Source organism: Nostoc paludosum FACHB-159 (assembly GCF_014698835.1).
Taxonomy (GTDB): domain Bacteria; phylum Cyanobacteriota; class Cyanobacteriia; order Cyanobacteriales; family Nostocaceae; genus Nostoc; species Nostoc paludosum.
The window spans coordinates 23,122-36,773 of record NZ_JACJTU010000062.1 but is presented as its reverse complement, the minus strand read 5'-3'; the positions used below and the strand labels follow the sequence as shown (position 1 = coordinate 36,773).

The window sequence follows — 13,652 nt, the reverse complement described above, 5'->3', positions numbered from 1 at the left end:
TTCAGTTGCAATTAATCCTGGCTGAAGCGTAATTATAGTTGCAGTTAATCCTGGTTTGAAAATCTCTTGATTGCAGGTTTGAGCGATTAGTATTGCAGGTCGTTACACATATGCGGCATTCCCACATCCATCACCACTACATCAGGCTGGAGTGCGATCGCTGCCTCTACACCTAAATATCCATCCTCTGCTATATCCACAATCTCAAGCTGAGGATAAGTAGAGAGTGTATGTTTTAAGCCAATCCTCATCATTGGGTCATCTTCGACAATTAAAATTCGCAGCATTAATCGCTTCAGTTCTTCACTCATAAATGATTCTGTTGATTTTATTAGCGATCATGCCAGATTGTGACGATAACATCTACAGAATACCCAGTTCGCTACATCTAGCTACTACCTCTCAAAACGGTTGCGCGATTACCTACGGCGGGACGTAAGCCCATCACACTCAAACCAAATGCTTGCAGTGAGCGTACAGATGATTATGCCGAAGGCGAACTCGCAGAATTTATTAACTTTGATGGGTATGACTTACTCCTGCCTTAATCGAACTTTGTCATACAGATGACAAGACTACAAGTTATGGAAGTCGGAAATTTAAGTTTTTGTAATGGCTTGTTCTGCATCCAAAAGTACTTTGATTTGATTGAGCAATTTTTCCAACGCTTTCTTTTTCTTTGGGTTATCCCAGACTTTGGATGACCCAAGTTGTTTGCTTAATTCCTTGTACTGGGTTTTAAGCGATGGGGTAGTGTCTGCTTTCTCCTGAGCTAAGATATCTCCTATCCTCTGTTGGATTTCTGTAAGTGATAAATTCTCTTTGATTGCTGCTTGCAGTAAAGGAGCGCGTTTTACATCCTCCTTCACTTTGGCGATCGCACGCGCTTTGGTGTACTCAATTGACCCCTTTTGCAGTGCCTCTTTAATATCTTCAGGGAGATTGAGTAATGGCAGGCGATTAGTACGGAAGGATTCGGCTGAAAGCCTGCCAACAGAAGAAAATACGCCCTCGATTATGGCAATATCTTCTCTTGCGATTAGGTTATCCGCTTTTTTATTTCTGTTTTGGCGGATAACATTATCCGCGTTCTCTCCTTCCTTCTTTTCTTGTTGGCGGATAACGTTATCCGCTTGTTGGCGATTAGCCTTGGACATACGGTTGAGCAGGCTGATTACCTCATCCTGGGTTGAATTGAGGCGCAGTGCCAGTAACTCCAAAATTCCGATTGTTTCCTCATACGCATTCAAATCTTCACGCTGGAGGTTTTCAATTAATTGCACCTGCTTAACCGTGTCGTCGTCCATTTCCTTGATGACGACAGGCACGAACTCCAACCCAGCCATAATAGCTGCTTTGAAACGACGTTCGCCCGCAATGAGTTCATAACTTCCATCTGGCCGAGGGCGCACGATTAATGGTTCGAGGATGCCTAGCTCTTTAATAGATAGCGAAAGTTCTTCCAACTTTTTGGGGTCGAAATAACGCCTGGGTTGGGTGGGCGGTAATTTAATTTCCTGGATGAGAATCGTGTTGGTTGATTTGTTAGATGGCGTTGCGGGTTCATCTTCGCTACCGCCAAACATTAAATCTATTGGGTTAGCGTGTTTGAGTTTTGCGGTGTACGCTGCGTCTTTTTTACTCACAGAACCTCCTAGTAAGTGTGGCAGACCTGTGGGTTTAGCCCGACGACTCCACTTTTAATTTGTCTAACTCTTTGGCAATCTTATTTAGGATTTTGACTGCGGGGTGTTTCTTATCATACATTCCCAACGGCATTCTGCGCTCGGAGGCATCCGCAAAGGCGATAGATTTGGGGATAGGAGGATATATCGTACCAATTTGGGAAAGTTGTTCTTCCACAGCTTGGAGAGTGCGGGTTTCTTGTGCGGTGCGGCTATCGAGCATTGTGGGAATAAACCCAGCAATTTGTAGTCCTTTGTTGAGCTTTTTCTTAACCCTGGCGACAGTATCAAGTAGTAGGTCTGTACCCAGGAAAGATTTAAATTGACACTGAATAGGTACGAGAATATGAGTAGCAGCAGTTAGGCTGAGGATACTTAAAATGCCAAGCGACGGGGGACAATCAATGAGGATAAAATCGTAATCATCGCGGATGGGGGCAAGGGCTTCATGGAGGCGATATTCGCGTGCGGTGGCAGCTGGTAGGAGGAGTTCGGCGGCACTTAAATTGATATTGGTGGGTGCCAGTGCCATACCCTGGATTTTTTCAGGGTAGACAAATAATGGTTCTTCATCAATTATCGCGTTATAGACAGTTTTTTCTAGTTCTTCAGGGTCTACACCCAAGAAGTTGGTTAAAGATGCCTGTGGGTCCATGTCCACGAGTAGAACGCGATGCTTGTTGGCTGCGAGATGGTAGCCCAGATTGTGGGTCAAAGTTGTTTTGGCAACGCCCCCTGACTGGTTGAATAACGTAATGATGCGAGTTTTAGTCACGATAGTTGGTTGAGAATTTCTTTGTTATTTGGGGATGAGTCAGATTTGGCGGATAACGTTATCCGCTAAGAAGAAGATGTAATGAAATCCCATATACAGGTGATTGTAGCGACGAGGGGGGATCAATACAAAATTTTCTGGCATCTTATCGACCTAACTCAATGCCTTTTCTATTCTCGCTCATCTCGCTTGGAGTCACCCAACTAGGCTACCCAACTGTAGGATGTGTCCTTCGAGTACAGGATTTAGACTGATTTGCGTCGAGTCAGATTCTCGAATATTAAATGAATAACAGGGAAAATCAGACAGTAAGAAGGAGAAAATGCTTTAACCATGTCTAATTTGGAAATATCATTTAACAATAAAAGCAAGAGAAGTCGCCCTTGGAGGCTGACAAAATGGGCAGCAATTCTCATTTTGAAAAAAATCAGACAAAATTCTCTGATTTCAATAGAGAGCTTGTGTCGAAGCATCATTTTCTGACAGACATTTATCATCCGATGCTGGAGATAGACTTTCTTTTTAAAAATCTGTCCATGAAAAATAGATTTCAAAATGAGAATTGCTGGTCTGGCGGTGTTCGATCGCGGAGAATTACCCTGTACAGAGCTAAAAGCATTTAATATCGTTTGCCTGACTTTTTCTGAACTCTTCGCTTAAAGCTTGTTGTCCTTCAATTTATTGGGTTGCCTAACACGATTTTTACCAGCAACACGCAGGAGGCGCAGAAATTTTGGACATTCAAAATGGTTAGGCGCAGTGCAGGCTGCTGCGTGCCGGAGTCCATCGCGCATCGCGGTCAGTTCTTTAATTTTTTTGTCCAACTCATCTGCCTTGGCTAAGAGCAGCGTTCTATTGATTTCAAGCCCTGTAGGCGTAAACATTTCACGAATCTCATCCAGCGAGAAACCAGCACTACGCCCCAAGGAAATCAAAGCGAGCCGTTCTAGGACGTTGGCATCAAAAAGCCTCCGTAAACCATTTCTGCCATTCGACTGGATCAGTCCTTTTTCCTCATAAAATCGTAGTGTTGAGGTGGGCAACCCACAAGCCTTTGAGACCTCAGTGATATCCATTATTTTTTTTGGTGCAACAACTGCTTGACTTCAAGTTGACTTGAAGTTGTATCGTATCTTCAAACACAACTTAAGGCAAGACTGACGTTATTAAGTTTGTGGCAGGTAATGGATATCTTGAGCAGTGAAGGTGTTGATATGGAAGCAAGTTTTTGGCATCAAAAATGGGAAAAAGGAGATATCGGTTTTCACCGAAGTGAGACAAACGCATTCCTCATCGAACATTTTGAAAAATTAAATCTGGCGAAGGGCGCTCGTGTATTTCTACCGTTGTGTGGCAAGACGCGTGATTTTGCATGGTTGCTTGCTTCTGGTTATCGAGTGGTTGGTGCAGAATTGAGCGAACTCGCGATTAACGAACTGTTTAACGATCTTGGAGTAGAGCCAAAAATCTCTAGAGTTGGTGAATTAACTCACTACTGCGCCAAGGATATCGACATTTTTGTTGGTGATATTTTTGATGTGTCTGCTAAAGTTCTTGGGCTGGTTGACGCGGTATATGACCGAGCAGCGTTGGTGGCATTGCCTGAAAACGTGCGTCATCAATATACGTCACACCTGATGAAAATCACCCACGCGGCCCCGCAGTTACTGATTTGTTACGAATACAATCAACAACTCATAGATGGCCCCCCGTTCTCAGTCAGTGCAGCAGAAGTAAAACACCATTATGCGTCTGCTTATCAATTGAACTGTGTTGAAAGTAAGGAAGTCGCAGGCGGATTAAAGGGGAAAGTTGCGTCAATTGAGACGGTTTGGTTGCTCCAAAAAATTTAAAGGATTAAGTTTATATGCTGAGTATTGAATGGATGTTGTTATACATCCTGTTGGGTTTGTTTGTCGGTTTTATGGCAGGCTTACTGGGTGTTGGTGGCGGTGGAATACTCGTTCCCTTGCTGGTATCCATTTTCAGTAACCAAGGTGTAAATGCAGATAACGTCGTTCATTTGGCGTTAGGAACGACAATGGCTTGCACGATCATTTCTTCGATCGCAAGTATTCGCGCCCATGCTGCTCAAGGAACTGTAGTCTGGAAAGTGGTTTACGGGATGACACCCGGCATTATGGTGGGTACTCTTCTGATTACCCGCATCGCCGCCAATGTCAACTCAGCCTACATCGCCATATTTTTTGCGCTGTTTATGGCTCTGGTCGCGGGTCAGATGTTTCTGAATTGGCGACCGAAAGCTAGCCGAAAGCCAGCTAAATTTCGTGGCTTATTTCTAGCGGGGACAGGCATTGGATCGGTATCCGCTCTTGCTGCGGTTGGTGGTGGTTTTTTAACAGTCACTTACCTCAGCTATCAGAATGTGGAGATGAAAAAGGCGATTGGTACTTCATCTGCAATTGGATTTCCCATTGCGATCGCAGGTACTGTTGGGTACATGATGAGTGGTTGGTCTCAAACAGTGAGCGTTCCCTATACCCTTGGATTCATTTATGTGCCAGCATTTTTGATAATCGCGATCGCCAGTTCTATTGCCGCTCCCTATGGTGTTCGCTGCTCTCATCGTTTACCTGAGACTCATTTGAAAAAGATATTCGCCGTTCTCTCGCTGGTTTTGAGTATAAAGATGCTTTTCTCAGTTGTTTAAACGAGCGATGGGCTACGCTCCGCTGTAAGCGATGGGCAAAGCCCCACCGTAGGTGATCGCGCTCATCCCCTTTTTACGTGTATAAAAAATTCAATGTCATGTCTAGACTGCTGTATATGATTGCGGTCTAACGTTCGCGCTCACCGGATGCAGACAACCTTTGCAACTCAACCATATTATAACGTTCCGGTGCAGCAAGATTGTTAGGTTTTGTTGTTATGCTCCACAGTGATGACTACACTTCCCTTCTTGTGTCCTTGTTCAACATACCTGTGAGCCTCGGCAGCCTGTTCCAAACGATAACGCCTATCGATCACAGATTTCATCTTTCCTTCCTCAATTAGCTGTTTGAGAAAAATTAGGTCTTCTTTACCGCCGACTGCTACCCCACCGATGACTTTCTTGCTGCATCAGGACTTCGTTTTCCTTGGGAGTAGGTTTCTCTACTTCCCTTAGCTGCATAACCTCAGGTGATCCGTACTCTGTACATACGATCGCTTTCATGAATGCTCCTCAAAGATAGCTTTAGTGTAGTTCACTACAATCTTCTATCCAATGAGTTGGGTTAATCCCTATGGTACTTTTCGTTTGGATCTCAATGTCAGGTTGCCAATTGAGACAGGGTGAATGTATCTAAAAATACGCTTTGTTAGTATGTCTCTTAATCTTTTAGTCTGAAAGTCATTCATAGCAGTACTTTCAGGCTATCTTGCCCCTGGTGACTTCAGTATATTTATGTCATATAGTAACTTTCTGCTCAATTGCTCATTTGACCCCTTGACTCTCCATTAGAGGGGAGATTGTAAGTTGTCATTAACATCAATATTTCAACTCTAGGAGTTATATTATGACCACTCAATCAATTGGCTGTAACTGTTCTCCATGTAACTGTTCTCCATGCACCTGTTCTCCATGTACCTGTTCTCCATGCACCTGCACAGTTTGCCTGTGCGGTACAGCAAAACAGAATGAATGTTGCGGCACTAGCAAGAACACAACTGTTAATGCTTAGTTTTTAAGTTGTACAGATGTAGTTTAACTGTAAAGGTGCTGCCTCTGTGCAACTGGCTTTTGACTGATACTACGCCACTATAGTTGTATCAGAAGGCGATCGCTAAAGGTTTCAGTATTATCTTGCAGATTTTTACGTTTATCCTGTATTAACCCCATAATTACATGGATCGATCTCTAATATTACGGTGGACAAAGCGATTTTTGCTGGGCATAGGATGTTTTATCGTACTCGCAGTTCTCGCTGGAGCCGGATTTGAGACCTTTATGCGATGGCAAGCAAGCCGCCAGTATCCAGTTTCAGGGAAGTTTGTGGACATTGGTGGACGGAAGATTCAGATCGACTGCCGAGGAAAGGGATCTCCCACCGTTGTACTGGAATCTGGACTTGATGCTCTTGGTTCACTCAGTTGGGCGACCGTGCATGATGAAATAGCGCAGACGACCCGTGTGTGTGCATATAGTCGGGCTGGTATCCTGTGGAGCGACCCAAGCACGGATGCCTTTGATAGCAAAAATGTTGCTCAGGACTTGCATACCGCGCTCACCAAAGGTGGTGAAACCGCTCCCTGGGTTATGGTTGGTCACTCCTTAGGCGGCCCATACATTATGATGTTTACGAGCCTCTACCAATCCGAGGTTGCCGGACTTGTCTTTGTTGATGCCTCCCATCCCGATCAAGTTGCACCCCTGCGGAAAATAATAGGTAAGTCCCTAAATGCCGTACCATCTAGCCGCATTCTCCTGGCAGAAGCATTGGCGAAAATTGGTTTAGTGCGACTAAGATCTATGACTAACACACCCCCGAATGTGCCACCCTTAGTCAATCAAGTGGAGCAAGCCTATTTTGCTCAGAACATTGGCTCGTTTTTGAAGGAAGTTCAGTCCAGTGGTACGGCGATCGCTGCGGCCGGACACTTCCGCCAACTGGGCGATCGCCCTTTAGTCGTATTGACCGCTATGAAAAAACTCTCGTCCGATGAACTCCAGAAGATGGGTTCACCACGCTGGGCTTTGCTTAGAATCCCGGCATTTAACCGCGAACGAATCGTATGCAACTCTACTTCTGAGATTTGTCCTTTGAGTCCCAGCAATAATCGACCATTGGCACTACTTGGTCAGTAAGCATCTGGGTATAAAATTGCTCACAAAGCTCTCAATCCTTTCATTACTGAACCGATTAGTTCAGTTTAGCTATTTGGGGAATTCGCCAACAGCATCGGGATCTCGGCTCTATGCCACTTTCAGTCTGGAGAGCGCGGCTGCGTGTAACCAATATCCAATTTCTCCATCGCCTTACGCTTAGTCTCCTCACCCCGTCGGTCATACTTCCCCGTGGTTACAGGAGAAGCGTGTCCGGCTAATTTCTGCACCGTAACGATATCAACCCCCGCATCCAACAAGTCAGAACAAAACGTCCTTCTAAAATCATGGGGACTAAATCTCTCAACCCCAGCCGACTCTGCCCGTTTTCGCACAATCATCAATATTGCCTGGGGAGTCATCCTTCGCCATTGCAACTCTCCCCCCTTGCGGATGGGTAATAACAGAGGTCCCGGTTTGCGCGTGCGGAGTTTCAACCACTTTTCCACCGCTGCAATAGCACGGGCCGGCATATACACCATACGGTCGGTTTCATTCTTACTACCAATAATCTCCAACGCTCCGGTAGCTAAATCTACATCTTTCAAATGCAGGGCAACTACCTCAGCCCTTCTTAGCCCGCACCGCAGTATCGCAATTAACGCCGCATCCCTTACCCCCACAGGCGACTTGTCAGCTTGACAAATCCCCATTAGCGCTGTAATTTCATCAAGTTTTAGCGCCCTACCCCTAAGTCTTTTTTTTGCCTTAATAGACGATAAATCTACTGCCTTCTGGTAGTCAGTTGCAGCCATCAAATCTAACTTAAACGCTTCAGTGAGTACCCTCCTTAAAGCACACAACATCTTATTTGCCGTTGCCGGGGCGTGTTTTTTCATCAAAGCAGACCTGACAGCAGCAGTATGTTGATAACGCAGCGATGCCCAGTTGAGAGTCATGTAATCACATTTGTCGTTAGTCAACAAAGCCGCGATCGCATTGAGGGCTTGTTCCATAGTTGGTCTCGACCCAGGTGCAAGACTATCCAAGTACACCGCTGCTGGATGAGCAGTCAGCGGTAATGGCTCCGTTAAAACCAGTGTCTTGACTACCCCTGGACGCATTAATTTATCAGAACTAGACTTCTAGTAAACAATCATCCCACGTAATACCCATCGCTTATACTTAAAGTCAAGTGTTTGTTTGCATTTCTTTATAATTATTGAGTAGATATATTCTCTACCGTTGGGGGTGGTATAGTCCGTCCGAAGGATTCCATTCCCAAGCCACGCTCATTGGATCGCGGTTGCGTGTATAGCTAAGAAATTCTTTGCTACTGAGTTTTTCTCTTTCTGCAATCAAGCTTTGGGGGGTAACACCAAGTCTTGGGGCAAGACTAGAGTTTGTCCTGGGTTGTAATTCAACTTGTGGAAAGTTGGTATGGGTATGATTGTCTTCTTTGTTTAGGTTGACTGTTGTATCGAGTTGATAAAATAGCCCGTTCGATTAACTCCAGTTTTTTGGTCATTGCTTCGAGCTTGGTTTCCACCGACTTATCTCTATCAGCAAGATGGGACTCCAATTCCTCCAACTTCTCCTGCAATTGTAAAACTTGTTTGCTGCCAGCTAAATCGATATCAATATTGCTATCAAATGTTGCTACTAACTCCTCTAATGCTTGCAGCAAAGCAATTGTATGCCCCTGCCGATGTAGCTTGGATAGTTGCCGAACTATCCCAATTAGTGGGACAGGCACGCGGATCATCTCGCTGGGTGGGGACTTTTGTTCAGCCATTTGATATCAATTTCGATATCGACAAGCTGATTTTAAAAGTTATGGCGTGTCACCGGAATTTACTGAGTATTAATCATATCCAACTGTTGTAATATTGTTACATATCGACATATCTTAGTCAGGCGATCGGGTCAATTTTGGGTTTGAAGGGGGAAGAAGCGATGTCTTCTCTACGAGACGCTAAGAGCGAACGAGAGGCTGCGCCCTAAGCGTAGCTATGCCGTAGGCTTTACGAGACGCACTAGCGAACGCGTCTACGCACTCTCGCGCCCATGCCTTCATGCGATCGCCTCCGGCAAGGCGGAGCATCGTCGCACTTGATCGAATAATCTGTTGTCTTCTCCTATAACCAAACTCTCTATTATACCCCAATCAACTCTAGTAACGCCTCTGTCGATATCTTGCCACTGATATCACTACCTTCCAGCAGGCTATCTGCCAAATCTCGCTTGTGGTGATGCAAATCCACAATCTTATCTTCAATAGTATCTTTTGCTACTAGCCGATAAATAGTCACCGGGCGTTGTTGGCCAATGCGATGGGCGCGGTCTGAGGCTTGGTCTTCTACGGCGGGATTCCACCAAGGGTCCATGTGGATAACGTAATCTGCGGCAGTAAGGTTAAGTCCTGTACCCCCCGCTTTCAGGCTAATCAAAAATACATCACCTGACCCAGCCTGGAAAGCATCCACCCGTTTTTTCCGTTCTGCGGCTGGGGTACTGCCATCTAAATATTGATAATTAATACCTTGTTTATCCAGAAAATCGCGGATGATATGCAAATGGTCAACAAACTGACTAAACACCAAAGCCTTATGACGATTCTCCAGTAAATCTCCCAGCACCTCAGCAAACAGTTGCAGCTTCGCGCTGGATAGTTCAGTGTCAGGCATCACCAGACTGGGATTACAGCAAGCCCGTCGCAGTCTCATAATTTCTGCCAGCACTTGCAGATGTTTCTGACCAGCAGTTGCCTCACTTTCGGTCAGTTTGGATATTGCCTCGCGGCGCAACGCTTCATAGAACGCCATTTCCTCCCGACTCAACTCTACGTGCAACAGAATTTCGGTACGAGAAGGCAATTCTTCTAGCACCTGATTTTTCGTGCGTCGCAGCAGGAATGGTTGAATGAGTTTTTTGAGTTTACTGCGTACTTGTTTATCCTGAAATTTCTCAATCGGGATAGCAAAGCGTTGATTGAAGCTTTCAAAGGAACCCAGTAACCCAGGATTGATAAAGCGGAATAAATTCCACAATTCGCCAAGGTGGTTTTCAATGGGAGTCCCGGTGGTAATCAGCTTGAAACTACCTTTGAGGTTCATCGCAGCTTGGGAACGTTTGGTGGTCATATTTTTGATTGCTTGGGCTTCGTCCAGCACAATCGTTTGCCACTGCACCTGGGAGAGCATTTGCGATACTTCTTCTTGCTGCAACAGACCGTAGCTGCACACCAGCATATCAAACGGTTGTAAGTTTTTGAGTAGTTGCTGGCGATCGCTCCCACCAAATTGCACAATATTCAGAGTAGGCGCAAACCTAGAAGCCTCACTCACCCAATTCATGCACACCGAAGTGGGAGCAACAATCAGGGTTGGCCCCTCATGGGCACGCATCAAGATAACAGCCAACGCCTGCACGGTCTTGCCCAGTCCCATTTGGTCTGCTAAACAAGCTCCCACACCCCAATGTGCCAGCCGCGCCATCCAGTTGAATCCTTCCATCTGGTAGTCGCGCAGTTCTGCTTGAAATGTCGAGGGGAGTTCTGGTTGCAGGCTTTGCACCTCTTTCAAACGCTGGATATGTGCCTTCCAGTGTTTGTCTGCTTTCACCTTGCCTACCTCATCCACAAAATCCTCTAAGCCTAGTGTTGCTAAGGGGTGGAAGCGTATACCTTTACTATGTTTTTCCGAAAACGCCCGCAATTCATCAAGGCGTTTGCGAAACGCTTGGGTTAAAGCCAGGAATTGACCATCACCAAGGGGGATAAAACGGCTGGGGGTTTTATCCAATAGTGCTAGTAGTTGCTGCATATCCAGCACTAAGTCATTATCCAGTTTCAACTCGCCATCAGCCGCAAACCAATCTTGCTGGCGTTGAATGGACATCTGAAAATCTTTGAGGTCTGCTTGGTGCTTGACACGCAGTTTTTCTCCTTCTGGCCATTCCAGCACCACTGTGTCCCCTAATGCTTGCAGTTCTAGCAGCAGTTCTAAACAATCTTCTGGGTCTTCTATGAGCCATTCCCTATCTTGTTCTTCAGCACGAGTTAAGGTGGGACAGGCTTTTATGGCGGCATTAGCAAGTTGCTTTTCTTCATGCAGATTACGTCTGGTTTGCAGACGCTTACCGTCAATCTCTGCAATTACAGTCTCACCACCCGCACCAGGACGGTAGTAGGGGCCACCTTGGGCAAAGGGGCGAGATAGCAAGGATACTTTCAATCCAGCATTGGCAGGTAACAGGTGAATGTGGGGTATAGTCTGGGCTGGTACTTCTTCTGCTCCCTCTAGTCCGCCACCGATATCAGAATGCACGGTGACGATGCCAGAGACAGCATTGATGGCAGCTAAGACTTGTTTCTCAGCCGTGGCGGGGACTAAGAGTCGGTTTTCCTTACCGATAATCTCGGCGATACGTCGGTGTTGGGCAGTAATTTCAATTACCTTGATGCGAGTAGGGGTTTCTTTGACAGCCAGGATATTCTCTGATGCCTCTAGTTTGGGAGAAAATTCCAAAGTTAAGCGATCTCGTCTCCCTTTTTTAACAATTAGTTCTGGTTCTCCCTTGACGATTTCCACGCGGGTATTGGGGGAATCTTCCCAAAATACCAAGGGGTGTCCAATCAACGCAGAGATTGCCTTGGCGCTGAACGTGTACTCAGTTTTACCGTAATACCCATAATCGTAGGAAGTAAATGTTTCAATGCAGCCACATACCCGGATATCCTGAGGTGTGAGGTAATCAAATTCACCCAAATTTCCACTGAGGCGCTTGATGGCTATTGGGCGACCTTTACTCCACTCGCCTTTGGCGTTTACTTTTTGCTCCCGTGGTTGCAAGATACATTTGCTAGGGTAGAAAGTAAGAAACCATGCCAAGCGCAGTTCTGTCTGAGCTTTTACTGGTGCTGGCGGTTCCTTCTGGAGATTTGCTAGTGCGTTTAAGCACATCTCCCAAGGTTCTTGTGGTTGCATCAAGTCAACGATGCTGTCTATACCGATATCTTCACGTAGTATTTCTGCCTGGGTTTCATAGCTGCTATTCGGTTTGAGTCGGGACAAGAGTTCTGCACTCTCCATCGCCAACCAGTGATAACCAGATGCTACAGCTTGCTGGTAGAATTCCTCTAACAACCTGGGCAGGTGTTTTTTGGCTCTGTCGGCATCTACCCAGTAATGGCACAGGGCGAAAAACAGGGTTTCTAGGCTGTTGTGTTCTTCAGGGAACAGGATGCGGTTGCTGATGATGAATTCTTTTTGAGCGATGTCGCCTAATTGGACTTGCAGCAAGATTTTCAACTGTGCATAAATCGACCTCAGCCAATGGTCTGACTGACGTGCAAGCAGACTGGTGTAATCAAGTGCTTCTTGGAGACTGTCCCGCGAACCATCTTTGATTAGTGCCAAGATAAAAAACAAGCCCCCAATGGTGCTAAAATACACCTGACGCTTGCCTGTGGCTTTTTTGAGGGCTTTGAGACCAGCAGTGTAATTTGCGATCGCTTGCTGATTATCACCGAGTAAAAAATTCAACCAACCCTTGTATACTGCGGCTTCCGCTTGATAATCCTCAGATATGCACTCCAAACTCTGTTGTGCTTCTTGGATACAACCCCGCAGCAGCAGTTGTTCTGTCAAAATTAGGTGCAAGTAATCTGAGGAATGTTCGCCTCCTGTAGCGCATTCTTCTTGCAGTAAGGTAAAGGCTTCATCGGCGGGAGAACATAAGAGTGCGGCATTGATGAGGATGATGGATATGCAGTTGTCATACAATTCTGATGGCAGGGTGCGAAACCAATCGGCATCGAATGGGTTAGTGCAAATCTGCTCAAAGATATTTTCTATAGATATCTTGTCTTTGCTGTTATTGTATCTGTTGTAATCTTCAATCTGTTTGTTAATGAAACTCAGGTTGTGGCTGTAAAGACCAATGCGGACTTCCCTGATAAATTGGCTTTCCCTTTGGAAATACAGTGGCCCATCTTGCCAACGAGCTTTTACTCCTAACTTGTTATGCACTGCTTTGACCATGTATTCAAAACAGCCGGCTTTTACTGCCGAACGAGTAGCAATCTCTACCAATAACGGATGGCATTGAGGCCCTTGACCGTGTTCTTGAACCAGCAAGCCTGCTGCTAGCAATCCATCGATATAGGGCTTTAATGTAGGGTTAGTGAAAGACTTATAGTTGTTATCACGCGCACCGATGTAATTCAAACATTCCAAGAACGAAGTTCTGTTGATCGGTTCGTAAATTACCGAGAACAATTGGACAATCTTTTCTTCTAGGGGTGGTAGCTGACGGTATGCTTGGGCGAGTTGGGTTTGTAGTTCTTGGTGATCTGCCTCAGAATCGTTCATGGTAATCATCGGGCGCGTTACATCCACTCATGAGAAATTTTCGTACCGTTAGA

11 protein-coding genes and 2 pseudogenes are annotated in these 13,652 nt (G+C 45.6%); 3 read left to right on the top strand and 10 right to left on the bottom strand.

Annotated elements, in window-relative coordinates:
* Window positions 1–107: 107 nt before the first annotated feature.
* From H6H03_RS34130 to H6H03_RS34115, 4 genes and pseudogenes are all read right to left on the bottom strand, one after another.
* Window positions 108–311 (bottom strand): annotated as a pseudogene (locus tag H6H03_RS34130) (response regulator transcription factor); the annotation flags it as partial.
* Window positions 312–599: 288 nt separating this feature from the next.
* Window positions 600–1,646 carry a ParB/RepB/Spo0J family partition protein gene (locus tag H6H03_RS34125; protein WP_313931997.1) on the bottom strand — a complete coding sequence of 349 codons (1,047 nt, stop codon included), beginning with the start codon at window positions 1,644–1,646 and terminating at the stop codon, window positions 600–602.
* A gap of 34 nt (window positions 1,647–1,680) precedes the next feature.
* The gene (locus H6H03_RS34120; protein WP_045874780.1) at window positions 1,681–2,460 is read right to left on the bottom strand and encodes a ParA family protein; all 780 of its coding nucleotides are present in this window, start codon (window positions 2,458–2,460) and stop codon (window positions 1,681–1,683) included.
* Window positions 2,461–3,116: 656 nt separating this feature from the next.
* Window positions 3,117–3,536, bottom strand: a complete 420-nt coding sequence (locus H6H03_RS34115) for a helix-turn-helix domain-containing protein (RefSeq protein ID WP_190959444.1) — start codon at window positions 3,534–3,536, stop codon at window positions 3,117–3,119.
* 108 nt (window positions 3,537–3,644) lie between these two features.
* On the opposite strand from H6H03_RS34115, the gene tmpT reads away from it, so the two are divergent.
* Together tmpT and H6H03_RS34105 are read left to right on the top strand one after the other, a co-directional pair.
* A complete protein-coding gene (gene tmpT, locus H6H03_RS34110) occupies window positions 3,645–4,313 on the top strand; it encodes a thiopurine S-methyltransferase (protein ID WP_199339186.1) in 669 nt (222 codons plus the stop codon).
* A gap of 14 nt (window positions 4,314–4,327) precedes the next feature.
* On the top strand, window positions 4,328–5,131 hold the full coding sequence (locus tag H6H03_RS34105; protein WP_190959443.1) for a sulfite exporter TauE/SafE family protein: 804 nt from the start codon (window positions 4,328–4,330) through the stop codon (window positions 5,129–5,131).
* Between the two features lie 203 nt (window positions 5,132–5,334).
* Here the strand turns inward: H6H03_RS34105 and H6H03_RS34100 are convergent, their stop codons facing one another.
* Both H6H03_RS34100 and H6H03_RS41615 read right to left on the bottom strand, forming a co-directional pair.
* A complete protein-coding gene (locus H6H03_RS34100; RefSeq protein ID WP_313931998.1) occupies window positions 5,335–5,490 on the bottom strand; it encodes a zinc-binding dehydrogenase in 156 nt (51 codons plus the stop codon).
* Between the two features lie 496 nt (window positions 5,491–5,986).
* Window positions 5,987–6,115, bottom strand: a complete 129-nt coding sequence (locus H6H03_RS41615; protein ID WP_277926221.1) for a hypothetical protein — start codon at window positions 6,113–6,115, stop codon at window positions 5,987–5,989.
* A 192-nt stretch (window positions 6,116–6,307) separates the two neighbouring features.
* Between H6H03_RS41615 and H6H03_RS34095 the strand changes: the two genes are divergently transcribed.
* On the top strand, window positions 6,308–7,267 hold the full coding sequence (locus H6H03_RS34095; RefSeq protein ID WP_190959442.1) for an alpha/beta fold hydrolase: 960 nt from the start codon (window positions 6,308–6,310) through the stop codon (window positions 7,265–7,267).
* A 119-nt stretch (window positions 7,268–7,386) separates the two neighbouring features.
* On the opposite strand, the gene H6H03_RS34090 is transcribed toward H6H03_RS34095, so the two are convergent.
* From H6H03_RS34090 to H6H03_RS34080, 4 genes and pseudogenes are all read right to left on the bottom strand, one after another.
* Window positions 7,387–8,349 carry a tyrosine-type recombinase/integrase gene (locus tag H6H03_RS34090; protein ID WP_190959441.1) on the bottom strand — a complete coding sequence of 321 codons (963 nt, stop codon included), beginning with the start codon at window positions 8,347–8,349 and terminating at the stop codon, window positions 7,387–7,389.
* 115 nt (window positions 8,350–8,464) lie between these two features.
* A pseudogene (locus tag H6H03_RS34085) lies at window positions 8,465–9,020 on the bottom strand (hypothetical protein).
* 180 nt (window positions 9,021–9,200) lie between these two features.
* Window positions 9,201–9,329: a hypothetical protein gene (locus tag H6H03_RS41610; protein WP_277927405.1), complete on the bottom strand. Its 129-nt coding sequence runs from the start codon at window positions 9,327–9,329 to the stop codon at window positions 9,201–9,203.
* Window positions 9,330–9,381: 52 nt separating this feature from the next.
* Window positions 9,382–13,608 carry a DEAD/DEAH box helicase gene (locus tag H6H03_RS34080; RefSeq protein WP_190959448.1) on the bottom strand — a complete coding sequence of 1,409 codons (4,227 nt, stop codon included), beginning with the start codon at window positions 13,606–13,608 and terminating at the stop codon, window positions 9,382–9,384.
* Window positions 13,609–13,652 lie beyond the last annotated feature (44 nt).